The sequence below is a fragment of the uncultured Methanobrevibacter sp. genome (genome assembly GCF_946184425.1).
GTDB lineage: Archaea > Methanobacteriota > Methanobacteria > Methanobacteriales > Methanobacteriaceae > Methanocatella.
In genome coordinates, this window is sequence record NZ_CAMHFP010000005.1 from 43,349 (window position 1) to 67,031 (window position 23,683).

27 protein-coding genes are annotated in these 23,683 nt (G+C 33.4%); 4 read left to right on the top strand and 23 right to left on the bottom strand.

The window, feature by feature from the left end; genetic code table 11:
* Positions 1-110: 110 nt before the first annotated feature.
* From Q0P94_RS01700 to Q0P94_RS01745, 10 genes are all read right to left on the bottom strand, one after another.
* Positions 111-797 (bottom strand): V-type ATP synthase subunit D, encoded by a 687-nt coding sequence (locus tag Q0P94_RS01700; protein ID WP_295113075.1) that lies wholly within the window; start codon positions 795-797, stop codon positions 111-113.
* A 27-nt stretch (positions 798-824) separates the two neighbouring features.
* Positions 825-2,216, bottom strand: a complete 1,392-nt coding sequence (locus Q0P94_RS01705) for a V-type ATP synthase subunit B (RefSeq protein ID WP_295113078.1) — start codon at positions 2,214-2,216, stop codon at positions 825-827.
* Positions 2,217-2,218: 2 nt separating this feature from the next.
* Positions 2,219-3,961: an ATP synthase subunit A gene (locus Q0P94_RS01710; RefSeq protein WP_295113081.1), complete on the bottom strand. Its 1,743-nt coding sequence runs from the start codon at positions 3,959-3,961 to the stop codon at positions 2,219-2,221.
* Positions 3,958-4,275 (bottom strand): V-type ATP synthase subunit F, encoded by a 318-nt coding sequence (locus tag Q0P94_RS01715; RefSeq protein WP_295113084.1) that lies wholly within the window; start codon positions 4,273-4,275, stop codon positions 3,958-3,960. Before Q0P94_RS01715 ends, Q0P94_RS01710 begins: the two co-directional genes overlap by 4 nt.
* Positions 4,272-5,426 carry a V-type ATP synthase subunit C gene (locus Q0P94_RS01720; protein ID WP_295113087.1) on the bottom strand — a complete coding sequence of 385 codons (1,155 nt, stop codon included), beginning with the start codon at positions 5,424-5,426 and terminating at the stop codon, positions 4,272-4,274. Before Q0P94_RS01720 ends, Q0P94_RS01715 begins: the two co-directional genes overlap by 4 nt.
* Before the next feature lie 15 nt (positions 5,427-5,441).
* Complete coding sequence (locus tag Q0P94_RS01725; protein WP_295113089.1) at positions 5,442-6,059, bottom strand: V-type ATP synthase subunit E; 618 nt, start codon at positions 6,057-6,059, stop codon at positions 5,442-5,444.
* Positions 6,060-6,072: 13 nt separating this feature from the next.
* The gene (locus Q0P94_RS01730; RefSeq protein WP_295113092.1) at positions 6,073-6,558 is read right to left on the bottom strand and encodes a V-type ATP synthase subunit K; all 486 of its coding nucleotides are present in this window, start codon (positions 6,556-6,558) and stop codon (positions 6,073-6,075) included.
* A gap of 64 nt (positions 6,559-6,622) precedes the next feature.
* Positions 6,623-8,650: a V-type ATP synthase subunit I gene (locus Q0P94_RS01735; RefSeq protein ID WP_295113095.1), complete on the bottom strand. Its 2,028-nt coding sequence runs from the start codon at positions 8,648-8,650 to the stop codon at positions 6,623-6,625.
* A gap of 11 nt (positions 8,651-8,661) precedes the next feature.
* A complete protein-coding gene (locus tag Q0P94_RS01740; protein ID WP_295113098.1) occupies positions 8,662-8,976 on the bottom strand; it encodes an HrpE/YscL family type III secretion apparatus protein in 315 nt (104 codons plus the stop codon).
* Positions 8,977-9,141: 165 nt separating this feature from the next.
* A complete protein-coding gene (locus Q0P94_RS01745) occupies positions 9,142-9,492 on the bottom strand; it encodes a hypothetical protein (protein ID WP_295113101.1) in 351 nt (116 codons plus the stop codon).
* A 61-nt stretch (positions 9,493-9,553) separates the two neighbouring features.
* On the opposite strand from Q0P94_RS01745, the gene Q0P94_RS01750 reads away from it, so the two are divergent.
* Positions 9,554-9,883, top strand: coding sequence for a hypothetical protein (locus Q0P94_RS01750; protein WP_295113104.1), 330 nt, complete (start codon positions 9,554-9,556; stop codon positions 9,881-9,883).
* Here the strand turns inward: Q0P94_RS01750 and Q0P94_RS01755 are convergent.
* From Q0P94_RS01755 to Q0P94_RS01805, 11 genes are all read right to left on the bottom strand, one after another.
* The gene (locus Q0P94_RS01755; protein WP_295113107.1) at positions 9,873-10,211 is read right to left on the bottom strand and encodes a hypothetical protein; all 339 of its coding nucleotides are present in this window, start codon (positions 10,209-10,211) and stop codon (positions 9,873-9,875) included. The genes Q0P94_RS01750 and Q0P94_RS01755 overlap by 11 nt on opposite strands.
* A gap of 1 nt (position 10,212) precedes the next feature.
* A complete protein-coding gene (locus Q0P94_RS01760) occupies positions 10,213-10,722 on the bottom strand; it encodes a nitroreductase family protein (protein ID WP_295113110.1) in 510 nt (169 codons plus the stop codon).
* Positions 10,723-10,727: 5 nt separating this feature from the next.
* On the bottom strand, positions 10,728-11,525 hold the full coding sequence (locus Q0P94_RS01765; RefSeq protein WP_295113113.1) for a citryl-CoA lyase: 798 nt from the start codon (positions 11,523-11,525) through the stop codon (positions 10,728-10,730).
* A gap of 56 nt (positions 11,526-11,581) precedes the next feature.
* Positions 11,582-12,454: a fumarate hydratase gene (locus Q0P94_RS01770; protein ID WP_295113116.1), complete on the bottom strand. Its 873-nt coding sequence runs from the start codon at positions 12,452-12,454 to the stop codon at positions 11,582-11,584.
* A gap of 4 nt (positions 12,455-12,458) precedes the next feature.
* Positions 12,459-13,361, bottom strand: a complete 903-nt coding sequence (locus Q0P94_RS01775) for a peptidase (protein WP_295113119.1) — start codon at positions 13,359-13,361, stop codon at positions 12,459-12,461.
* Between the two features lie 5 nt (positions 13,362-13,366).
* On the bottom strand, positions 13,367-14,776 hold the full coding sequence (locus Q0P94_RS01780; protein ID WP_295113122.1) for an MmgE/PrpD family protein: 1,410 nt from the start codon (positions 14,774-14,776) through the stop codon (positions 13,367-13,369).
* Positions 14,777-14,910: 134 nt separating this feature from the next.
* Positions 14,911-15,402 carry a hypothetical protein gene (locus Q0P94_RS01785; RefSeq protein WP_295113125.1) on the bottom strand — a complete coding sequence of 164 codons (492 nt, stop codon included), beginning with the start codon at positions 15,400-15,402 and terminating at the stop codon, positions 14,911-14,913.
* Positions 15,402-16,292, bottom strand: a complete 891-nt coding sequence (locus Q0P94_RS01790) for a DUF3100 domain-containing protein (protein WP_295113128.1) — start codon at positions 16,290-16,292, stop codon at positions 15,402-15,404. Before Q0P94_RS01790 ends, Q0P94_RS01785 begins: the two co-directional genes overlap by 1 nt.
* Before the next feature lie 168 nt (positions 16,293-16,460).
* The gene (locus tag Q0P94_RS01795; RefSeq protein ID WP_295113130.1) at positions 16,461-16,949 is read right to left on the bottom strand and encodes a hypothetical protein; all 489 of its coding nucleotides are present in this window, start codon (positions 16,947-16,949) and stop codon (positions 16,461-16,463) included.
* Positions 16,950-17,882 carry a DUF3100 domain-containing protein gene (locus Q0P94_RS01800; protein ID WP_295113133.1) on the bottom strand — a complete coding sequence of 311 codons (933 nt, stop codon included), beginning with the start codon at positions 17,880-17,882 and terminating at the stop codon, positions 16,950-16,952.
* Between the two features lie 189 nt (positions 17,883-18,071).
* A complete protein-coding gene (locus Q0P94_RS01805; RefSeq protein ID WP_295113186.1) occupies positions 18,072-19,337 on the bottom strand; it encodes a tRNA(Ile)(2)-agmatinylcytidine synthase in 1,266 nt (421 codons plus the stop codon).
* A 62-nt stretch (positions 19,338-19,399) separates the two neighbouring features.
* On the opposite strand from Q0P94_RS01805, the gene Q0P94_RS01810 reads away from it, so the two are divergent.
* Positions 19,400-20,338, top strand: a complete 939-nt coding sequence (locus Q0P94_RS01810) for a transcriptional regulator (protein ID WP_295113135.1) — start codon at positions 19,400-19,402, stop codon at positions 20,336-20,338.
* Positions 20,339-20,347: 9 nt separating this feature from the next.
* Positions 20,348-20,734, top strand: coding sequence for a hypothetical protein (locus tag Q0P94_RS01815; protein ID WP_295113138.1), 387 nt, complete (start codon positions 20,348-20,350; stop codon positions 20,732-20,734).
* On the opposite strand, the gene Q0P94_RS01820 is transcribed toward Q0P94_RS01815, so the two are convergent.
* The gene (locus Q0P94_RS01820) at positions 20,731-21,456 is read right to left on the bottom strand and encodes a hypothetical protein (protein ID WP_295113141.1); all 726 of its coding nucleotides are present in this window, start codon (positions 21,454-21,456) and stop codon (positions 20,731-20,733) included. The genes Q0P94_RS01815 and Q0P94_RS01820 overlap by 4 nt on opposite strands.
* A 77-nt stretch (positions 21,457-21,533) precedes the next feature.
* Positions 21,534-21,872, bottom strand: coding sequence for a heavy metal-binding domain-containing protein (locus Q0P94_RS01825; protein ID WP_295113144.1), 339 nt, complete (start codon positions 21,870-21,872; stop codon positions 21,534-21,536).
* A gap of 211 nt (positions 21,873-22,083) precedes the next feature.
* Here Q0P94_RS01825 and serA point away from each other — a divergent pair, with 211 nt between their 5' ends.
* On the top strand, positions 22,084-23,658 hold the full coding sequence (gene serA / locus Q0P94_RS01830) for a phosphoglycerate dehydrogenase (RefSeq protein WP_295113147.1): 1,575 nt from the start codon (positions 22,084-22,086) through the stop codon (positions 23,656-23,658).
* The last annotated feature ends 25 nt before the right edge of the window (positions 23,659-23,683 follow it).

Here is a 23,683-nt window from a genome sequence, read left to right on the forward strand (position 1 = left end):
AATTTTACAATAACTAACTTAAATTTAAATTTTTAAAAAATAAACACATTTTAAATCATTAATTTAAAAAATAATAAAAAATAAAGAAAATGAGAAGTATTAAGAAAAATTTAAGCTTCTGCATTTTCAGCTGCTTCAGCTGCAGCAGCTGCCTTTTCATTTTTCTCAATAGTGGACCTAATCATTTTCAATCTTACGAAGTTTTCCCTTTCCATTTCTTGGAGTCTCATATCAATATACTTTTCAGTATTTTGGAATCTTGGAATCATAATATGTTCCAAAGCATTTACTCTACGTTTAGTAGCTTCGATTTCTTCAGCGAGTAAGAAAATTGTTTTTTCTACTTCACCCAGTTCGATTAAGTACTTTACAGATTCCTCGAATTTTTTAGCAGCTTCGTCTAATTGAATAGTAGTATCAGAAAATCCATAACCCCTATCAATAATGGATCTTTCACCCATTTTGACATCAGTGACCGGTACTGATACACCCATAACACTTCTTGAAGTAATTTCAACATCAATAGATTCTTTTACAGATAAAGCAGCTTTTCTAACTGCTAAATCTCCCATTGCAATTTGAGCTTCAAGTAAAGCATCATTAGCTTCTTTTAAACTTTTTTCTGCGTTTTCACGAATACCTTTGACACGATCCAAGATATCAAAAAACTCTTTAATTAAAGCGTCCCTTTTCTCTTTAAGTAAACCATGCCCTTTAACAGCAAGTTTAGTCCTATTTTTAAGAGATAATAATTCCATACGAGTTGGATTAATTCCATCTATAATATCTTGTGCCATTTAATCACCTACATTACTGTAATGAGATTAGTCATCTTTTGGAAGGTATTGTTCAATAAATTCTTCTTTAACCCTTTTAAGTTCAGATTTAGGTAAGATTTTGAGTAAACTCCAACCAAGATCTAAAGTTTCAAAGATAGTTCTGTCTTCATCTTTACTTTGGGTAATGAATTGGTCTTCAAATGCTTGAGCAAATTCTAAGAATTTTTGATCCCTTTCAGTAAGTGCTTCTTCCCCTACAACCGCAACGAGGTCTCTTAATTCACGACCTTCTGCATATGCAGAATAAAGTTGGTCAGATACACCACTGTGATCATCCCTAGTTTTTTCTCCACCAATACCACCACTCATCAAACGAGAAAGTGAAGGAAGTACGTCTACAGGAGGGTAAATACCTTTCCTTGAAATTTCCCTACTTAATACAATTTGTCCTTCGGTAATATAACCGGTTAAGTCAGGAATTGGGTGAGTAATATCGTCTTGAGGCATAACTAAGATAGGCATCTGAGTAATTGAACCTTCTTTACCGTCAATACGTCCTGCTCTTTCATAGATACCAGCAAGGTCAGTGTACATGTAACCAGGATAACCTCTTCTTCCAGGTACTTCTTCCCTTGCTGCAGAAATTTCCCTTAAAGCTTCACAGTAGTTGGTCATATCTGTTAAGATAACCAATACTTGCATACCTAAGGTAAATGCGTAATATTCAGCAGTAGTCAAAGCCATTTTTGGAGTTAAAATCCTTTCAATAGCAGGGTCATCTGCTAAGTTCATGAATACTGTTAATTTTTCTAAAGCACCAGTACGTTCAAAGTCTCTCATAAAGAAGTTAGCTTCTTCGTTGGTAATACCCATTGCAGCAAAAATTACTGCGAACTCATCGTCAGCACCTAATACTTTAGCTTGTCTTGCAATTTGTACAGCCAAATCGTTGTGAGGTAAACCAGATCCTGAGAAAATAGGAAGTTTTTGTCCTCTTACTAATGTGTTCATTCCGTCAATGGTAGAGATACCAGTTTGAATAAATTCTTCAGGGAATTCACGAGAAGCAGGGTTCATTGGTGCTCCGTTAATATCTAATTCTTCATCAGGTATGATTTCTGGTCCACCATCAATAGGTTTACCGATACCGTTGAAGATACGGCCCATCATGTCCCTGGACACACCGATTTTAGCAGTTTGACCAGTAAATCTGGTTTTAGTATCTTTAGTGTTTAAATCGTTAGTTCCTTCAAAAACTTGAATAACAGCAACATCTTTAGTTACTTCTAGAACTTGTCCACTTCTTTTTTCACCAGTAGGTGTTTCAATATCTACAATTTCATTGTAACCAACGCCTTCTACTCCTTCAACAACCATCAAAGGACCTGAGACTTCAGATACAGTAGTATATTCTCTAGTTTTAATATTTGTATTCATTTTTAAGCCTCACTGCATTGTTTAGTAATTGCGGATTGAATTTCTTCAATTTTTGCATCAAATTCGTCTTGTGGTATGTATTTCATTTTACCGATTTCTTCTTTAACAGGTAATGCTACAATGTTAGCAATTGGTGCACCTCTGTTAACAGCTGCAAGAGATTCTTTGTAGAATAATAAAATGGTTTTTAACATTTTGTACTGTTTATCAGGAGCACAGTATGTATCTACTTCATCAAATGCATTTTGTTGTAAGAAGTCTTCTCTTAACATACGGGTAGTTTCTAAAGTAGCTTGGTCAGTTTCTGGTAATGCATCAGGACCAACTAATTGTACAATTTCTTGTAACTCAGATTCTTTTTGTAATAATCCCATAGCTTGGTCACGAGTTGCTCTCCAATCTGCTGCTACATTTTCAGCCCACCATCCTTCAATACTGTCCACATATAAGGAATAACTTTGTAACCAGTCAATTGAAGGGAAGTGACGTTTATCCGCAAGGGATGCATCTAATGCCCAGAACACTTTACAGATACGTAATGTGTTTTGAGTAACAGGTTCTGATAAGTCCCCACCAGGAGGAGATACTGCACCGACTACAGAAATAGATGCAACATTTGGTTCAGTACCAATAGTTTTTACTCTTCCAGCTCTTTCGTAGAATTGTGCTAATCTGGATGCTAAGTATGCAGGGTAACCTTCTTCCCCAGGCATTTCTTCTAATCTTCCAGAAATCTCCCTCATAGCTTCAGCCCATCTTGAAGTTGAGTCTGCCATGAGCGCTACATCGTAACCTTGGTCACGGTAATATTCAGCAATAGTAATACCTGTGTATACACATGCTTCACGAGCTGCTACCGGCATGTTTGAAGTGTTAGCAATAAGAACAGTTCTGTCCATTAATGGATTACCGGTTTTAGGGTCATCAAGGAATGGGAATTCAGTAAGTACTTCAGTCATTTCGTTACCACGTTCTCCACATCCAATATATACAACAATATCTGCGTCAGCCCATTTAGCTAATTGTTGTTGTGTAACAGTTTTACCGGATCCGAAAGGACCTGGAATAGCTGCTGCTCCTCCTTTAGCTACGGAGAAGAAAGTGTCTTGTGCTCTTTGACCAGTTACTAATGGTATATCTGGATCTAATTTTTCAATGTAAGGACGGCTTCTTTTTACAGGCCATTTTTGGAGCATTTGTATTTTTTCACCGTCAACAGCTGCAATATCTTCTAATACAGTGTATTCTCCTTCAGCTGCAATTTCAGTAACTTCACCTTCCATAGCTGGTGGAACCATAATTTTGTGTAAAACTGCAGTAGTTTCTTGTACTTCTCCGAGTACATCTCCGCCTTTTACTTTGTCCCCAACTTTAGCTACAGGTTTGAAAGCCCATTTTTTCTCTTTGTTGATGGAATCTACATCAATACCTCTTGCAATGAAGTCACCAGATTCTTCTCTGATGATTCTTAAAGGTCTTTGAATTCCGTCAAAAATAGAACTCATTACACCAGGACCAAGTTCTACAGACAATGGACCACCAGTACATTCTACTACTTCACCCGGTTGAATACCGGCTGTTTCTTCATATACTTGGATAGTTGCGGTGTCACCTTCTAACTCAATGATTTCACCGATAAGCTTTTCGTCACCTACCCTAACCATCTCAAGCATCTGAGCCCCTCTCATACCATCTGCAATAATAACAGGCCCAGCAATCTTAATAATATTTCCTTCAATAATCATTTAACCATCTCTACCCCAATAACTCTTTTAATAAGGTCATTTATTTGTTCAGATGAACCTTCTGAGGACCCATCTTTATCTGGTATTTCAATTATCATTGGTAAAACATTTGAACCAATTTTTCTATCAATGTGATTTCTTATTTCATTAGCCATTAATTGGGTAATGATAATAATTGAAATTTCTTCATCTAAAAATTTATCAAAAGCTGCGATAGCTTCTTCAGGAGTATTAACTACTTCTGCTTTTTTGACACCACCTAATCTAAATCCGGAAACAGTGTCAATATCACCTATAACTGCTACTGAACTCATATTAACATCTCCATGATTTTAGAATTAGGGAAGTCTGCTTCTCTTTTTGCTCTTGCAATAATTTTTAAATTTTTAATTTCATTTTCTTTTTGACTTAAATAACCAATAATTGGACCAATTCCTAGTGGTTTTTTAGAAGCTAAAGATTTTGAATAGTCGGAAGCATATTTATCTAATGCTTTTTCAAATAGAGCGACTGAGCCAGTTTCATTATACATTGGCATCACATCAGTCAAAGCTTCAGCATATTTTGTTCCTTCCAGACCAGAAACTACATTTGTAACATCTGGAGATTCCATTAAATCTTTAAGTTTCCATTCACGTAATTGGTACCCTTCTTCTAATATATAAGGAGAGATTGCATCATAATCTAGACCATCTTCTTTAGCCCTTATAATTAGTTTAAGATTAGCTACATCAACCTGTGTTCCAACATATGAGTATAAAATTTGTTTGTTTTCATCTGAAGGAACATCAGTAGAACGTAATAATTTGCCTAAATAATATTTGTCTAAAGCTGATTCTAATGGAAGAATCATTTTAGTATCTTCATATTGTGGAAGAGCATCTTCTAATGCTGTTGAGTATTCAGTACCATCCAAACTTGTTACAATATCAGTTACACTATCTGAGTCAGCTAAAGCATCTAACTCTTCATATAATGATCCACAAGGAATTAATAATTCCCTTGTTTCTTCTGGAGTAAGACCAACTTCTTTAGCGGTTAAAAGACTTTTGATGTTGTCCACATCAGTTTTTCTAGACATGACAGCAAAAGGTTTTTTAATTTCTTTAGGAGCCAATCTTGCAACAAAGTCATAAGTGTTAGCACGTTCAACATCTAATGCTTTATCGAGTGGATATTCATCTAAAACATCAGCATAGTCAGGGCTGCCTCTGAGATAATTTTCAACTTCATCAACATTGTTGGTTTCAACAAGTTCAGAAATTTGTTTTTCATCAAAGAGTCTTCCTTTTCTAGCTCTTACTCTTGAACTTGGGTTAAGATAAGGATAAACGTCCAAAATTGGTCTAGATGTAATGATTACAACTACTGCACCTACAACAAGTATTGCGATAACACAAAAGACAAGAAATGTGTCTTGTGTAAGTCCCATTGAACTTATTAAGGTAGCAATTTCATCTGCCATAATTTATCCTCCTAATTATTTAAATAATATTTCAGCAACTTCACTACGTAAGATACTTTTAAATCTATCTAATCTAGCTTCAATTGTATTATTTACTTCAATATCTCCATTAACGGTCTTTAAAATAGCTCCACCCATAGCGTCAATAGGTTCACCTAATGTGAACTTGATATCTTCTAATTGGAAAGAGTCTGAACCACTTGCAGATAATTCTTCTTTAATTTTTTTAGTATCAGCTTCATTTAATTGAATAATTAAATCATTTCCGCCAATTTCATCAGCAGCTTCTTTAATCATTTTACTTAATGAATCTTCATACTCGTCGTCGCCTGAAGAAGCTTTAGTTTTTAACTGATCGACTGCTTGATTGAAAGCAGCATCAATTACTTCTTCTTTAGCGCCTAATTCTGCTCTACGAGCATTCATCTTAGCTTCAGAGATAATTTGCTGATATCTCATATCAGATTGTTTTTTACCGTTATCTAAAATTTTAGTTTTTTCAGCTTCAGCGGTTTTTTCAGCTTGTGCTTGAATTGCTGAAACTTCAGCATTGGCATCTTGAATGATTACATCAGCTTTCCCTTGGGCTTCAGACATAATGCTTGAAACAATTTTATCTGTGCCTGAGCTCATATAAATTGCCTCCTTAACCTAAGATTCCACCGAATACCATAAGTAAAATAGCAATCAAGAAACCGTAAATAGCTTGTGTCTCTGGTAATGCAGAGAAAATAATACCACGAGCGAACATATCATTATCTTCTACGATTGCACCAACAGATGAGGATGCAGCAATACCTTGTCCCATACCGGAACCTAAACCAGCGAAACCAATGGATGCACCTACACCAATAGCTACAATACCTGCTTCAGTAGGTAATCCTTGTCCTCCACCTAATAATCCTGAGAATACTAATAATAAGATTGCAACCAAGAAACCGTAAATAGCCTGAGTTTCTGGTAATGCAGAGAAAATAATACCTCTTGCAAACATGTCATTGTCTTCTGCAACTGCACCTACAGATCCAGCAGCTGCCATACCTTGCCCTAAACCGGAACCTAATCCAGCAAATCCAATTGCTACTCCAGCACCAATAGCTGCTAAAGCAGTACCTAAAGCAATTTCTACCATATTTAATTCACCTTTGAAATAATATTGATTTTATAATTTAATTTAAGATATAAATGAAAAATTTTTAATTTTTAATTTTAGTAAATGTCCTTTTTGCTTTAAAAGCATCAAATTTACCTTTACCTTCCATGAAGAATTGAGAGAAGAATTCCACATAGTTAAGACGTAAAGAGTTAATGAATGCACCTAATACTTGGAAAGCAAAGTTTGCTATGTGTCCACCAATGAATATGATAACTCCTAGAACAATACCAATAACTGGAATCATGTCTCCAACTAAGTTAGTTAAGATGTTAACAGTCATAGCGATACCACCAGTAGCTAAACATAATGCTAAAAGACGTGCGTAGGATAAAACATCTCCCATGAATCCGAAGATATCCATTACACCATATGCACCGTTAGCCCATACTAACATTCCAATAGTTGCAATTATTAAAACCGCACCTATAGCTATACCAACAATACCTAATGAAGGAAGAGCTATTCCCATAATAGGACCATTAAGTACACCTAAAGCGAGGAAAATAATACCTGCTTCCAATACAAACCAACAAATTTGAGAACCAATTGCATCTTTCTTATTACCATATCTTAAATTGTTAATAGCACCAATAAGGAATCCAATATTAGTGTAAATAAGACCAATAGCAATAGCAATTAATAAGATATTTTGAGGATTTTTGAATGATTCAACAGCAGCAATAACTGTTGGTAATTTGAAACCTAACATTCTTTCTGGGAAATCTCCCAGGAAACCATTAGTAATTAAACCCAGTATAACGGACCACAGTCCTGACCAGATTAAAATCCAACCAAAGGAATGCATTGACTCTTTGATTTTTCCAAGACCCAGTAATAATACTACACCAATAAGAGAAACAATTAACCCGTAAACTGCATCGGTTAAACAGAAACCGAAGAAGAGTGGGAATGTAATTGCAACAAAAATTGTTGGATCAATTGCATTGTAACGTACTGGAGAGTACATATCAACAAGGTATTCGAAAGGTCTAGAATACCATCCATTTTGTTGTAGGATAGGAACATTTTCATCATCTGTACCTTCAACCTCTATTGTTTCAAAGGCACAATGTCCATCAGAACTTTTTTCAACCAATTGTTCAACTTTTTCAGTGTCCTTTTCAGGCACCCAACCTTCAAAGACATATGCATCTTTAGTTTGAACAAAAGATGAAAGGATTTCGTTCTTATCTTTTTCATTTTCCAATTGTTCTTTGAGAGCTAATATATCATCGTCCCATTGCTCAGCAACTGCTCTTAATTCTGATTTAACAGCAGCGCGTTCTGATTCAATGGTCAATAATCTTGAATCTGCATTTGAAATAATTTGTTGAGGAGTACCTTCGACATCTCCAATTTCAATTTTCTCAAAGTCAAATTTACGAAGTGTTGAATAAACTTCGTCACCTAATTCTTTTAATGTTACTACGACGATAATTTCTCCCGCTTTATCATCCATAGGAACAGTAAATATATCTAATTCGTCTGTCAATTTACTTAATTCATTTTTGATTTCTGAAGTAGATCCAGCATCAATCCTTCCAACAGTAGTAGAAGTGTACTTTGAATCCTTTAAAAGAGCTAAATCCATGTCAAAATTAGATAAACGATTAGCCAAACTTTTATTAGACTGTAGTTCACTTGTTTCAGTGTCGAGTGCGGCTAGTTTTCCTTCAATGACACTAGTTTTGGACTCAACTTGAGCCAATGTATCTTCAGCCTTTTCAATAAAGGCAGGAGTGTCTAATTTCTCCACTTCTTTTTGAACTGGCATGTCTGGACTAATAAAAGACATTAAAGTGTCTTTTAACCCATGGCCTTCTGATAAAGAATTTCCTAATAGTTCAGATATACCATTTGTTTTCATAAGAAGAGAAGATAATTTACCAGTGTACGGAGTTGCTTTCGCAGGAGCAACTAATTCCGCCAATTCAGGATCTTGCTGAATGCTTTCAGAAATATCACTGACTTGTATAAGCCCTGATTCATGGAGAGCATCCACTGTAGGAGCTACATACTTATCAAGTGTAACTATTCTTATTTTACGCATTCTAGCTGTCTTGAACATATAATCTCACACTACAAAATATTTTTGACAATAACTGAAGCAGCTTCATCTACATTTGCCATTGCAGCATTTTTAATAGATGCAACGTCCTCATCGGACTTTTTAGCAATAGATTCTGCTTCTACTTTAGCTTTATCTTCTGCATCAAAAACAGTTTTTTTTGCTTCTTCTTCTGCTGCTTGTTTAGCTTGAGAAATAACTTCTTCAGCTTTTACTTTTGATTCAGCAATTAAGTCTTTAGATTGAGACTCTGAATCAAGAATAAGTTGTTCAGCATCAAATTCAGCTTTTTTTATCATTGCGATTGCGTCTGATATCTCTGCCATAATTAATCACCATGGTACACTTATTTTTATTGTGCAATATATATATCTTTTACTATTTAATATAAGTAAAAATAGCTGAAATTTAATTTAAATTAAAAAAATCTATTCAAATGACAAAATTTACATGAAAAAATTTAATAAAAAAAAGAATAAAAGATAAATAATTTATCTATAAAACCATTTTAAAATACTAGGCGGTAATTTTTGCAAATAAGCAAGAATAGCAATTATTATAATAATTAAACCTACAACAGCCAATTCAATATTATAAGGATAATCCAATAACATATATCCACTTACACCAATTACAATTCCTTCAAAAAAGAAAACTGCTTTTGTCCAGGAAGGATTAAACATTATCACAAAGTATGCAATAGCAATCAATATTAAAATAATTGCAGTGGCCAAAACATCATTAGTTAATGGTTGATGCCTTAAAATTGGAGCAATACCCCAAACGATTAGCATCACAGCCAACATCACACCCAATAATTTAAACATCTTTACATTTGCCATAATAACACAAATTTTAATATCAACTTCATAATATTTATATCATTTTATCTAATGAATATATATGGAACGAGCAGTTTGGATTATTTTAAATAAAAACTTTTCAATTACAATGGACAGCGAAATAAAAAACGGCAAAATCACCGATAAAAAATTTTCTCCCGGAGAAGATATCTGGACAGATGAACTTCCAAGATTAGGTTTCAGCAGCGAAAATATTCAAAAAGATTATGATGAATTCATAATGGACATTATTTCCTTATTTAGTGAAGTTGATGCCGATAAAGTATTCATTGATGCAAAACTTGGCGAAGAATCTGAATACGTAAATGCAAAAAGTCCATTATTAATAAGAAAAATAGAAGAATATAGCGTCGATGAAATTATAGAATAGCATTTGCCTTATCTAATACCTCATCCATGCTATTAAATTCAAGTTTTTCACCATCTTCCCCTACTTTTTCTGTTGTAATCAGTACATGAGGGGATGCCCACAAATATGAATATGTGAAATAAATCAGATTAATGGCCAAAAATAATACTGATACGCTTAATGCCAATAATAAACAAACAATCTGAATCAGTATATTTCCAAATCTTCTCTTTTTCATTAAGATAAATTTGTCACCATTTTCAACAGTTATAAATTTTTTTTCAGATAATTCTTTAGAAATTTCATCCATTTCCTTAGAATTATCCGCACTAAGAATAAAAAGTTTCATTTTAATCTACATACACAACAAATTCATCTAACTCTTTTCTTGGAGTTTCTCTTGGTTCAGCATTTCCATAGCCTAATGGAGTAAATAATACTGCTTCCTCATTTTCTTCCAAGTTTAAAAATTTATGAGCTTTATTTTTCTTAAATGCACCAATATAACATGTACCTAATCCCACATCAGTAGCTGCAAGAATAATATGATCCATGACAATAGTTGCATCAATGTCAGCGATGTTTTTACTATCCCATGGCCTGGTCCATGCTTTATCCCTTAAAGCGACAACACATAATACATAAGGAGCTTCAACAAACCATTTTGCACCATAAATTTCAGACAATTCCTGCTTATATTTTTTTGCATCTATTACAAATACCTTGAATGGCTGAGCATTGACCCCTGTTGGAGCTATTGTGGCTGCTTTTAAAACATATTCCAGTTTCTCTTTTTCAACTTCCTTATCCAAGTATCCTCTGACACTATATCTTTCATTTATTACATCAATAAATTCCATCTAAATCACCTTCCGTGATATTCAATATCATCTAAATCACAAAATCGTCTAAATTCATCCTCTTCCATTCTTTCTTCATTAATATGGGCCACAATACCAGGAACCCTGCCTATGATAAATACTCCTAAGCCGGACTCGGGATCAAAACCCAAATCAGATAAGATAGCTGCATTTGCACCATCAACATTCAGCCGGATTCCTTTCTTTTGATATGCCAAATCTTCAACTGCCAGTGCAAGCTTAACATGAGGGCCAACAAAACCTTCCTTAATGACTATGTCCATAAGTTTATCAGCCCTTGGATCAACATCATGATACCTATGGCCAAAACCAGGTATTTTTTTATCACCCAATATATACTCAGTGTAAATATCAATGGCAAGACTTGCAATTTGTTTATTGTCAAGATGTGAATCTTCAGTTAAATAAAGGGAATCAATTTTGGACTGATATAATTCCATAGCCTGTTGAATTGCACCTGCATGCTTATGCCCAAAGGACAATAAAGCACCTGCAACAGCGGCATTAATTGGAGATCCTGAAGAAGCAATCAAACGAGCAGTCTGAGTGCTTGGCGGAGTAACACCATGATCACAAAAGGAAACCAATACATGATTAAAGATTTTTCCTTCTTTTATTGAGGGCAATCTTCCTTTTAAAAGCAGATAAACCATATCACTGTATCTTATTTTTTCTATCAAATCTCTCTGATTATATCCTCTAGTTATAATCTTATCGGTTTCGACTTTAGAAATAGCAGTTTTCAATGAACGAGGATTGACCCTAAAATTATTTTCTCGCATGATTTTCTTTTCCTTTTTTAATTAATTAAAAATAATATCGATAAAGTATATAAATTTTACAATTTTAAACAAGAAACCCTAGGTTCAACAAAACAAGACGGTCTAACGGAAACAATTCTAACACCACTTGCCCTTTGATTTCCAATATTTACATATGAACCTAAAACCGTGGTTTTTCCCCCAAAACCTAACGGACCAATATTGCTTTCATTTAATTTTGTTGACACATATTTTTCAACATCACTCTGATTATCCAAATTTCCATATGCAATTGCTTTTAATAAAAGGGATGTTGCCTCGAAATGTGTTCTTCCAATGCCCACTGCAGGTATTGAAGGAGTACATCCCAACATTTTTAAAGAATCATTTAGCCAGCCAACTGCAGTGTCAATAACATTATAAAAAGAACGTTTATGATACACTCTGAATGTTTTGGCCCTTATCTCAGGACCTCCCCCTTCAAGCAAAAAGTGAATATTTAAAGTATCAGGTGAAATATCTCTTTTATATGACGATTGATCACAATGAGAATCAATCAAAATTGGAGCGGGTTTAAGCATTCCAGGTTTTTCAAATAATCCTCTGCTTTGTTCAACTCTTTCAATTTCATTTCCCTTTACAGCCATAGGCCTTGCAGGAAGATTATTTAATCCCAATTCAATTCCTTCATAAATTTGGCCAATAAGCTGACCTGATATCTCCCTTTCCTTTCCAACTTCAATAATTACATGAGCAATACCCGTATCATCACATAAAGGAAAATTGATACTTTGAGCAACATGATAGTTTTCTAAAATTTGAGATAAACACCAGGAAGCATTTTCATTAGTTTCTATCTCAATGGCTCTTTTTAATGCATCCAATTTATCATCAGTCAAATTTGTTGAAGCTTCAATAATGGAATTAGAAACAGAATCAATTATATCCATAAAATCACTCCGGAATTGATAAATAACCGGAATCTTTTGGAGAAGGAACAGCGTCAGACAAATATTCATCAATTACTCTTTTGACTAATTTCACTTGTTTAATGCGAGCAATAGCTTCTTTTTCTGTTGTATCCCAATTATGATTGGCCGCAACAGATCCTCCAGTTTTTAAATATACCGGAGATGCAACTTTAATAAAATCAGGGACTTCATAATGTCTTATGAATCCGCCAGTAGATTTAGGATTTTCAGTGTGTAAATCAATAGGAATGTTAATAGCCCTGCGAATAGCTGCAATCATAGGAATTTGTAAATCTCGAACAGGATTTAATGAATTAAGACCTATACTTTCAAGTAATTTTGCAGAAGCCGGATTAGAATGGCCTGCATGAGCTGACAATTTAAAATGAACGTTTAATGGTATTTCACAGGATTTTCTCAATTTATTTAAAACCCAAAGCAAACCTTCATCATACAACAATATTCCCCTAACACCCAATTTGCATGCTCTTTTAACATCTTCAATAGCATAGACAAGATTATCATAACCTCTCAACCTGTACCCTATTCGACTACCTTCTTTGGTATGAACTGTAGCTGAGGTATCATAAGTTGCTCTTGGACCTACAGATAAAAACAATTCACAACCATAATCCTTAGCCAGGTTAACCATTTCTGAAATCTCCTCATCAGTCAACATCATTATTCCTTTTGTTTGTGTAACCCTATGAATAAAAATGTCATTTTTAACTGATTCATTTAGAAGCGCATCCATAGTTTTTGGAGATTGAATTCCAGGAACTTCAAAACGATACTGGCCGCCATCCTTAAATCTTTTATCAGATAGAAAATCCCTGTCAGTTTCTTCAATTCCTATTTTTTTAAGAAAATCCTTTGTATCATCCATATTATCTACCTATTCAATTTTTCAACAACATAATCCATAGAATAATCTTCCAAATTATCAATAACTGTTAAATTTTTCACATTATAATAAGGGTTTAATCCTTTGAATTTATCAATCAGTTCCCTTAACTGAAGAGGATTTTCAAAATCACCTTTAGGAATCAATGTTAAATTTTGGAACAGTCCATTTCTGAATTGTTTATCCAACTTAATAATTACATTTGAAGGCCTTTTATCAGGATACAATTTATTTAAATCATCATCTGAAATCAAAATCATCCTATTGGCAATATTCTTAATGCTTTTTACAACATCTACACTAGAATAGTTATCCAAAAGACCATATTCCAGTAACTGGTTAATTCCATCTACACTTATCTCTCCAACCACCAGAGATATTGCAACAGCATAAGGTAAACTCTGTTTAAGTTCTTCCAAATTCTTTGGATTAAAATTATCATGTTCAGCGGCGATTTTATATGTTTTGACGGCAACATTCTCAATATGATCATATTCCTCCCCAATACTTGCCTTAAGTTTCAGTGCAGTGTCAATTGAGGAATGCAAATGCCTGCAAAAAGGATATTTTTTAAAGTAAATATCTCTTACTCTGACTTTGCCTACTTCCTTCAGGGCATTTTCAAAAGAAAAATCATCTACATCATAATCTGGATTATCCATAACCATTGTTTTTAAAAATCCTTCATCGCCTTCAAAAATTGTTTCACTACCAGTAAACCCATTTCTGGCCAATAATGCTGATAATAATCCATTATATGATGCTTTACCTGCATGTAATGCTTTACCCATAGATCCACCATGGTCAGATTCTAAAAGACCTGCCGCCTGTGTTCCACATAAACCTAAAGCATTGGTAATCTGATTTTCATCAAGTTTCAATAATTTAGAAGCAACAGCCCCTGCAATAAAAGTGCCGATAGTTCCAGTAGTGTGAAAACCCTTATTCCTATGCTCAGGATTTACCAACTTTCCAAGCAAAATTCCTACCTCATATCCGACAATTACTCCTTCCAGAAATTCCCTGCCACTTAACTTGTGGCTCTCTGAAATTGCCAAAGCAGTTGGAAAGATAACTGCACCCAAATGAACCTGAGCACCCCTATGACCATCATCCAATTCAAGCACATGAGCTGCAACACCGTTTATAAAAGCAACACTTAACATGTCAGTTTTTGTTTTTCTACCTAAAATAGACGCTTTTAAATTTAAATTTAAGTTTCCAGAAAATATTTCTTCAACTGTGTTGAAAGCTATATTTGAAGCATTCTCGGATGCACCCCTATAAGTTACTCCGAAAAAGTCTAAAAAAGCGGCTTTAGCAGTAGTGATGGATTCTACAGTTGCTTGCTCATACCTATAGTTTGAAATAAATTTAGAAATATTTTGTAAAAACATAAAACACCTTAATTAATATATGTAAAAAGTAGTATTAAATAGTTAACTTACACTGTAAAACAATTTTTCAAAATGAACTACCACAACTTATAGAAATAGAGTATTCCTGCACAAATTAGATAAAATAAAAAAAGCTAAACTGCTGGAACTCCAGTGGCAACCAATACAATATGAGCCACAATAGCAGCACCATAATAAGTAGCGGCAATTACTAAAACTGTTACAACAATAGCTCTCCATCCTAAAGCTTTGAATTCATCCCAGCTTTTACCCATACCTATACCAACATAAGCTAAAAATACTGTAACAATAGATAAAAGTTCCACATGGGAAACATAATACAGCACAGTTGATGAGGTAGGCATTCCAGGAAATGCCAAAACAATACCAAATACACTGATATATAAAATTGAAGAAATATTAAACGGCAAATATCTTTCCATCCAAACTCCGGCAAGAGTAATAAGAGATAAAATTCCCATACCCACAAAGGAATCATATAATGGATGCTTATATCCTAAGTAGTTACCTATAACAGTAATTATGGAAAATATTGTCAACAATAAAATCCAATTGAAAATTCCATGAACGGAAACATTTTCAGATCCATCTATTAAGTCCGGCATCATTCATCACCCTTTTTAGCAATGGAGTCTTTACCTATTTTAGGCTCCAACCAATTATACATCTTTTCAGTCAGTGGAATTGCAACAAATATTACAATATAAATTCCCACACAGAAGGACAGCAGATTACTAAATCCTGCAAATGCTTCAATTTGAGACTCCAAACCTGGAAATGCCGCAAGAGTAGGACCAATAGCCGCAGCATTCATACTCGCACTACCCACACCACTTGCCATAGCAAAAGCATAAGGATGCAAAGGTAAAAATGATAATGACATTGTCACAAGAAAACTGATGAAAATAGTACCTATAACAGTACCAATAATAAATATTGCAAAAACACCTCTGGATTCCGGAGAGTTAAATCCATACTTATCAACAACAACAGCAACATTCGGTTCACGACCAATGGAATTAGTCATACCAATAGCTTCTTCTTTAAATCCTAAAAGCAAAGCAATAGGAAGAACTAAAATAGTTGCCAAGTGCCCTAATTCCTGTAATATTAAAGCAGGACCCATTTCAAAAATCAAATGAATTGATTGACCACTAGAAACAGCCAATTTAGCAATCAAAACACCAATAAAAAGCATCATGGCCCCTTCAGCAATACGTGCTTGTTTTCTTTGAATCCAAGTTATAGGCTTAGCCAAATAAAATACCAAACCAAGAACAATCGTATAAATTAAAGGCATTATAGTGATTGCAACATCCCCAGTTATAGGAATTTTTTGAGTACCAATCAGTTCAGCAATAACTACCAAAATCAGTACAGTTACATGTAATCTATAATCTCGCCACGGATTTTTCTTTAAAATCCTTTTATCAGTTTTTTCACGATAAATATGCTCAACTTGTCCATCATCATCTTTCAATGGAATAATCGCCATCTCCCCAATAAAAATAAAAACATGAATATATATGCTTAATTAATAATACATTTCTTAAAACATATTATATAAATTATTAAGATTAAATTTTTAAAAATTCACAAAAAGAGAATAAAAAATTAATGGCTTAAAAAAAATAACACAAAAAGAGAATAAAAAATTAATGGTTTAAACTGGAACACCAGTCATGACCAAAACAATATGAGCCACAATAGCAGATCCAAGATATGTAGAAGCAATAACTAATACTGTAACGATTATTGCTTTCCATCCAAGCGCTTTGAATTCATCCCAACTCTTACCAATACCAATTCCCACATAAGCTAAAAATACTGTAACAATTGATAAAAGCTCTATCTTTGAGACATAATACAGCACAGTTTCAGATGTTGGAACTCCAGGGAAGGCTAAAAAAATCCCAATCAGACTTATATAAATAATTGAAGAAATATTTAATGGAAGTCTACGTTCCAACCAAACTCCAATTAAAGTAATTCCAGATAAAATAGCCATACCAATTAAAGAATCATAAATTGGATGCCTATAACCCATATAGTTACCGACAACTGTAATTATGGAAAAAATTGACAACAACAATATCCAATTAAAAACACCGTGGACTGAAACATCAACTGGTTCATCAATTAGTTCAGGCATTTATTTACCTCCTGCAGTATTTTCATCAATCTGAGAGTCGTCATCATCGGAAGATCTTCCTATTTTCGGTTCCAAAATGTAATATAACTTTTCAGTTAAAGGAAGAGCAATAAATATCACAATATAAATTCCTATGGAGAATGAAAGTAAATTACTGAATCCCGCAAATGCTTCAATACTTGTTTCCAATGCAGGGAATGCTGCAAGAGTAGGACCTAATGCGGCTGCATTCATACTCGCACTACCCACACCACTTGCCATAGCAAAAGCATAAGGGTGTAATGGTAGCAATGAAGTACTTAAACTTGCTAAAAAACTTATAAACACAGTACCAATCATAGTACCAATGATAAATAATGCAAATATTCCCCTTGATTCGGGAGAATTAAAACCATACTTATCAACAACAACAGCAACTTCAGGTTCACGACCAATAGAGTTAGTCATTCCAATAGCTTCTCGTTTAAATCCTAAAAGTATAGCAACAGGAAGAGCAATGAGCAATGTTGCCAAATGCCCTAATTCTTGTAATAATAATGCAGGACCCATTTCAAAAATCAAATGAATTGATTGACCACTAGAAACAGCCAATTTAGCAATCAAAACACCAATAAATAACATCATAGCCCCTTCAGCAACACGAGCCTGTTTTCTTTGAATCCATGATATCGGTTTTGCCAAATAAAATATCAAACCCAAAACCATCGAATATAACAGAGGCATTATGGAAACTTCTATACTTTCTGACAATGGAATTTTTATTGGACCAATAAGCTCAGCAATGATTACTAAAAACAACACTGTGATATGTAACCTATAATCCTTCCAAGGATTTTTCTTTAAAATTCGTTTATCCGTTTTTTCACGATAAATATGATTAATCTGATTGAAATCTTTATCATTATCTGAAATAATACCAACTCTCCCCCACATGAATAAATGGACAATATAATTTTTAGTTATTTAAAACTAGTATATAAATTAATATGCCTTAGTTCTCAAAAGTTCTAAAAATATGAATAAAAATAAGTAAAAATTATCTAAAAATTCACAAAAAGTGAATAAAAAAATATTGATTAAAACTATTAAAAATAAAAATAAAAGAATTAAATAGTTTTTTTACTATAAATTCATACGACAAAGTGGTTTTGATAAATGACGCCTTGCAGAAACTGGTGTTTCGTAAAATTGAGAATTTTTTAAATTACGAGTGATTTTAATAGGAACTTTTTCATTAGAATCAATTTTATTTCCGCATTTTTTACATTTGAATCCTTTGTTTTTGCCAGCAGATGTCATTCTTTTTCCACATTCACATATAGGATTGTGATATTCAACATCATTTAATTTCAGCACCTGAAATTTTTCAATATTAAATGTGTTCTGTTCACCAATTCCCCCAAAGACTTTAACAACATCTCCAGGAATTAAATTGGATACAACATTCCTAAAATTTTTTGTTGGTTCATATGCCCCACATTCAATCTCCCCAGATTTATCAGAGATGAAAAAGAACATATGCCCACCACTAATGATCTTAGGTTTATTTTTAACTTCACCTACCACTTCATAACATCCAAATTGCACCATATCTAAAATACAATCTGCTTTTTGAATATGCATGTCCGTATGTTGATTTGTTTTAAAAATACACCAATCAACAATAGGTTCATCGACTTTTACAATATCCTTTGCAACATGCAAAGCTTCCACATTATTAGATCTAATCCCATATAATACAGGGCATGGTGTCTTGGGTTCGATTGCAATATAATCCTCAGAGTAATCTATATTTTCAAAAGTATCCGGAAATGTTTTTTTATCCATCAAATAAACAGAATCATAATCAATTTTACGTTTTGTTCCATAATTTTCAGAACTTCTATATGCAAGCAATTCAAAAGTAAAATCCTCTAAAGGCAAACTAATTGCAGCAATTGAACCAATAATGCCCCTTCCTTTCTTGAATTTATGAATTTCACAACCCACGGATTTTCCAAAATCTTCCGCCTCATCAATAGTGATAAACTCATGAATAGCTTTAAATGCATAATCTTTCATTTCGTCAGTTATTTCCCCATTATAAAAAATAACACCCGGATTGGTATTATCACAGTCAAACATGGATAATTTTTCCACTTCATTCAACACAATTTTGCGGGCCAGATTGGCTTTATCATCATTTAAAATTTTTAAACTAACTCCACCGTTCCCCCTAGTCTTAAATCTTGCAAAAGGATTTAACCTTATCAGTCTAGGATAATCAACCAACTCAATGCCATTATCCTTAAATTTATTGATAATCTGACTTGCCAGATATGTAGTGCACATCCCATCAGGAGAATCTGTATCATCTATTCCAATATATAAATACTTAATTACAATCACCTTCAAATATATAACATATATTATTGTATAACAATATATAGTTTACAAAGAGGTAAGTTACTATGCTGACTAGAAGCCAATTGCTGCATAATATTGAAAATCTGTTAAAATCCCAAGGTTATAAAACTTCAGACATTTATGATCAGGGGTCATTTGACATTGTTGCGCGTAAAAATTTACTTATCTTACTTTTAAAAACATTTCAAAATATAGACAGCATTAACGAGAGCAATGCCCATGAAATGAAACAGTTAGCAAATATATTCCTTGCTTCCCCCATAATCATTGGTGAAAAATCAAGGAACGGATTTTTAGAAGAAGGAGTAATTTATGAAAGATATGATATTCCAACCATTGGCTTTGAAACCCTTAAAAATATGATTTTATATAATGAATATCCTGAAATCCTAGCAGATAGGGGAGGATATTTTGTTAAAATTGACGGCAATGTTATAAAACAGTACCGTGAAGAATATTCTTTATCTTTAAAGGAATTGGCGGATTTGGCTCATGTATCACGTGCAACAATGTATAAGTACGAAAATGAAATTGTCCGTGCAAATGCTGAAACTGCAATGATTTTAGAAGAAATATTAAATACAAAAGTAACTCTTGATATTGATTTACTGAAACAACCAAAAAAGGAAGATATTGAATTCAGTAATGGTGATGATACCCTTGATTTATCAAAATTAGGATATGGTGTTGTTTCAACTAATAAAAGTCCATTTGATGCAGTTGCTAAAATGAAAAGTTCTGATAATCAATCCCCATTAATGGCTAATGTTGAAAAAAATAGAACTGAAAAAACTTTAAAACGAATGGCTGTTCCATTAAAAGACTTGTCAATGGTTACAACTTCAGAACCGGTATTCATCATAAATAATGAAAAAATAAAAGAATCAATCGGAACAATACCTGTGATTAAATCATGGGAATTGAAAGAATTTGAAAATTCAAAAGAATTATTGAAAATGATTAGAGAGAGAAAGGAAAATTAGGTGGCTAAAATGGAAAACTTAAGTATTGATGGATTGGAAGACTATCCTATTAAATGGGTTTGTAATTATGCAGGTCAAAAAGCTATCGGAATATGTGGAAAAACACAAAAAATAGCAATGTTCGCATCCGATGAAAGAGTATCCAGAATATTAGAGGACATCGTAATTGGAACTGATGAAAGTCAGGAAGGATACGGATGTGAAGAAAAGGACAGGTGCTGCAACTTTGAATGTGACTACTGCAAAATTAGCCCAAGACAATATCTGCAAATAACAGGTAAAAAACCGTCAAATAAAAATATAAAAGATTTAATCAATGGATTGAAAGATTTAAATGAATCAATGGAAAAAGAAAATTTAGTTCCTTTTGAGGAATATGAAATCGTTAAATTTTAATATTTACTCAAAAGTGAAAAATCTTCTTTCGCTTCATCAACACTTGCTACACCAAGAGCAATTGCATCCACAAAATCAACATTTTTGAAAAATTCAAAGGAGTCCATTGGCTTTAAAACACCTACTGCAAATACCCTTGTAGCAATTATTTTTTTATTTAAATTAAATATTTTTTGAATAAACTCTTCCCTTTGTGAATTGTTAAAAGCACTTATATCCATCATATAAGACAAGGAATTATATGGAATCATGTAAAAATCAAACAAATTCATATCAATATTGTCTTTGAGTAAATCTGTAGTTTTTGATGGAAATGCAGTAACTAAACCTGAAAGGGAACCTGAACTATTTATTCTAGACAATATTTTTGAAGTCAGTTTCCAATCATATGCATCAACAATGAATTCATCGACTAGCATTACCGGACAATCATAACTATAAAACAGTTCAATATCATCATCCCAGTCAACTTCCTTTGCTACATCGTAATTAGGATTTAAATAATCAACATCACTTTTTCCAATAGTGGCAATGACTTTCATTTCACAGCCTTCATCACAAGCAATATCATATGCCTTAAGCAAATTATCATCATTAACCAGGTTAATTGCTCTTATACCCTGATTATATGATTCAATAATCACATCAGCAATATTTTGAGGATTATCATATAAATCAATTTGATAAAGTCGGGACCTGTGTCCAAAATAAGGTTCTGCCATGAACGGACCATAACCTAATATTGTTTGTGGAATGGACTTATTTTTAAAATCGAGATTATCTAAAAAAATTCTATCACCTACTCTTTCTCAACAACGACGGCAGTACCATAAACTAAAATTTCCTGCATCACATCTGAAATCTCATTTGAATCAAATCTAATTGCTAGGATACCATTGGCCCCCAATTCCTTTGCATGTTCGATAGCTCTTTGCAACGCTTCATCACGAGACTCTTCCATCATTTTTACATATTGAGTGATTTCTCCTCCAAAAAGGGATTTTATTCCAGCACCAATTTGTCCTCCTGCACCTCTGCTTCTAACTGTTAAACCGTAAATAAATCCTTTTGTTTCAACTACTTTAAATCCAGGAATATCATTAGCTGTAGAAATTGCGAATTCTTCGACTGATACCATAATATCACCTAATTTTTTAATAATATTCTATTTATAATTATATAAATCAATTCCTATTATGCTTAAAATTAATACATATCACTGGAAATTTGATAAATGAATAATTTTCTATATAATTTTCTTTAAATTTTAAATATAATAAAAAACATAATTTTATTTAATATTTATTATTAAATATTCATTCTTAAAAAACAATTTTTATGGTGAAAAAATGAAAGTACTTATCGCTGATGCTATTAACGAAAAAGGTATTGAAAATTTAAAGGAAGTAGCTGATGTTGTTGTAGATACCAGCATCACTCCTGAAGAATTGGCTAATACCATTCATGAATATGACGGAATTGTAGTTCGAAGTCGAACAAAACTCACTGCAGACATTATTGAAAAAGCAGACAATATGAAAATCATTGCAAGAGCCGGTGTTGGAGTAGACAATATTGACCTTGATGCTGCAACTGAAAAAGGTATTATGGTTGTTAACTCACCAGAATCCACTTCTATTACTGTTGCAGAACATACCATGGGATTATTGCTTACAATGGCTCGTAAATTATCAATTGCTGACAAATCTGTAAAAGAAGGAAAATGGGAAAAGAAAAAATTCATGGGTGTTGAACTTAGAAACAAAACCCTTGGAGTTATAGGAATGGGTAGAATCGGTTCCCAAGTAGTAAACAGATGCAAAGCTTTTGAAATGGATGCAATGGCTTATGATCCATACTTGCCTGAAGAAGTTGCAAAACAAATGGGTGTTGAATTAACTGATTTGGACACCGTGCTTAAAAATGCAGACTTTATTACAATTCACGTACCCCTCACTCCAGAAACCAAACACTTAATTTCTGCCGAACAATTTGAAATTATGAAAGACACAGCATTTATTACAAACTGTGCCCGTGGTGGAATTATTGATGAAGATGCATTATATGATGCCCTAGTTAACAATAAAATTGGTGGAGCCGCATTAGATGTGTACGAAGAAGAACCACCTGCTGAAGACTCAAAATTATTTGAACTTGACAATATTGTATTAACCCCACATATTGCTGCTTCAACTAAAGAAGCTCAAAGAGATGCCGCAATCATTGTAGCTGATGAAATTATAGACTTATTTAAAGGTGGCACCCCTAGAAATGTATTAAATATGCCACGTATCGATAATAAAACTTATCAAGAATTATCCCCATACATAGAATTGTGTGATAAATTAGGCAGTTTCATCTCACAGGCTATAAACGGTAAAATCAAAGAAATTGAAATTATTTACAGCGGAGAATTAGCTGAAATTGACAATTTAGAAATTTTAACTAGAACTGTACTCCAAGGAGTGGTGAATCCTTTCTTAAGTTCCCCAGTAAATGCAGTTAATGCAGCACTTGTTGCTAAAGACAGAGGAATTAGCGTTACTGAAGGAAGAAAAAACAATGCTAAAGGTTATGATTCATTAATTAAAGTTATTGCTAAAAGTTCCAGTGACAAATTCTCTGCAGAAGGTACAAACTTACACGAACCAAGAATCCTAAAAGTAAACGACTATTGGGTAGATGTAATTCCTGAAGGACATATGTTCATTGCAAAATACGAAGATGTTCCGGGAAGTATCGGAAGCATCGGTACAAAATTAGGAGAACACGGCGTAAACATTGGAATTATGCAAGTCGGAAGAGATGAAAAAGGTGGAAGAGCTATCATGATTTTAACACTTGATAAAGAAATTCCACAAGATGTCATCAAAGAGATTCAAGAATTAAACAATGTTTATGAAGCTATTGGCCTTGAATTATAAATAAAAAACGATTTTCACCATATTG

Coding starts and splice junctions, on each gene's coding strand:
- Q0P94_RS01705 (WP_295113078.1), bottom strand. CDS start 2,216: ATGAATACAAATATTAAAACTAGAGAATATACTACTGTATCTGAAGTC.
- Q0P94_RS01795 (WP_295113130.1), bottom strand. CDS start 16,949: ATGCCTGAACTAATTGATGAACCAGTTGATGTTTCAGTCCACGGTGTT.
- Q0P94_RS01720 (WP_295113087.1), bottom strand. CDS start 5,426: ATGGCAGATGAAATTGCTACCTTAATAAGTTCAATGGGACTTACACAA.
- Q0P94_RS01750 (WP_295113104.1), top strand. CDS start 9,554: ATGGAACGAGCAGTTTGGATTATTTTAAATAAAAACTTTTCAATTACA.
- Q0P94_RS01735 (WP_295113095.1), bottom strand. CDS start 8,650: ATGTTCAAGACAGCTAGAATGCGTAAAATAAGAATAGTTACACTTGAT.
- serA (WP_295113147.1), top strand. CDS start 22,084: ATGAAAGTACTTATCGCTGATGCTATTAACGAAAAAGGTATTGAAAAT.
- Q0P94_RS01825 (WP_295113144.1), bottom strand. CDS start 21,872: ATGGTATCAGTCGAAGAATTCGCAATTTCTACAGCTAATGATATTCCT.
- Q0P94_RS01815 (WP_295113138.1), top strand. CDS start 20,348: ATGGAAAACTTAAGTATTGATGGATTGGAAGACTATCCTATTAAATGG.
- Q0P94_RS01810 (WP_295113135.1), top strand. CDS start 19,400: ATGCTGACTAGAAGCCAATTGCTGCATAATATTGAAAATCTGTTAAAA.
- Q0P94_RS01770 (WP_295113116.1), bottom strand. CDS start 12,454: ATGGATATAATTGATTCTGTTTCTAATTCCATTATTGAAGCTTCAACA.
- Q0P94_RS01820 (WP_295113141.1), bottom strand. CDS start 21,456: ATGGCAGAACCTTATTTTGGACACAGGTCCCGACTTTATCAAATTGAT.
- Q0P94_RS01710 (WP_295113081.1), bottom strand. CDS start 3,961: ATGATTATTGAAGGAAATATTATTAAGATTGCTGGGCCTGTTATTATT.
- Q0P94_RS01755 (WP_295113107.1), bottom strand. CDS start 10,211: ATGAAACTTTTTATTCTTAGTGCGGATAATTCTAAGGAAATGGATGAA.
- Q0P94_RS01780 (WP_295113122.1), bottom strand. CDS start 14,776: ATGTTTTTACAAAATATTTCTAAATTTATTTCAAACTATAGGTATGAG.
- Q0P94_RS01740 (WP_295113098.1), bottom strand. CDS start 8,976: ATGGCAGAGATATCAGACGCAATCGCAATGATAAAAAAAGCTGAATTT.
- Q0P94_RS01790 (WP_295113128.1), bottom strand. CDS start 16,292: ATGGCGATTATTCCATTGAAAGATGATGATGGACAAGTTGAGCATATT.
- Q0P94_RS01725 (WP_295113089.1), bottom strand. CDS start 6,059: ATGAGCTCAGGCACAGATAAAATTGTTTCAAGCATTATGTCTGAAGCC.
- Q0P94_RS01760 (WP_295113110.1), bottom strand. CDS start 10,722: ATGGAATTTATTGATGTAATAAATGAAAGATATAGTGTCAGAGGATAC.
- Q0P94_RS01785 (WP_295113125.1), bottom strand. CDS start 15,402: ATGCCGGACTTAATAGATGGATCTGAAAATGTTTCCGTTCATGGAATT.
- Q0P94_RS01700 (WP_295113075.1), bottom strand. CDS start 797: ATGGCACAAGATATTATAGATGGAATTAATCCAACTCGTATGGAATTA.
- Q0P94_RS01745 (WP_295113101.1), bottom strand. CDS start 9,492: ATGGCAAATGTAAAGATGTTTAAATTATTGGGTGTGATGTTGGCTGTG.
- Q0P94_RS01800 (WP_295113133.1), bottom strand. CDS start 17,882: ATGTGGGGGAGAGTTGGTATTATTTCAGATAATGATAAAGATTTCAAT.
- Q0P94_RS01775 (WP_295113119.1), bottom strand. CDS start 13,361: ATGGATGATACAAAGGATTTTCTTAAAAAAATAGGAATTGAAGAAACT.
- Q0P94_RS01730 (WP_295113092.1), bottom strand. CDS start 6,558: ATGGTAGAAATTGCTTTAGGTACTGCTTTAGCAGCTATTGGTGCTGGA.
- Q0P94_RS01715 (WP_295113084.1), bottom strand. CDS start 4,275: ATGAGTTCAGTAGCAGTTATAGGTGATATTGACACTGTTTCCGGATTT.
- Q0P94_RS01765 (WP_295113113.1), bottom strand. CDS start 11,525: ATGCGAGAAAATAATTTTAGGGTCAATCCTCGTTCATTGAAAACTGCT.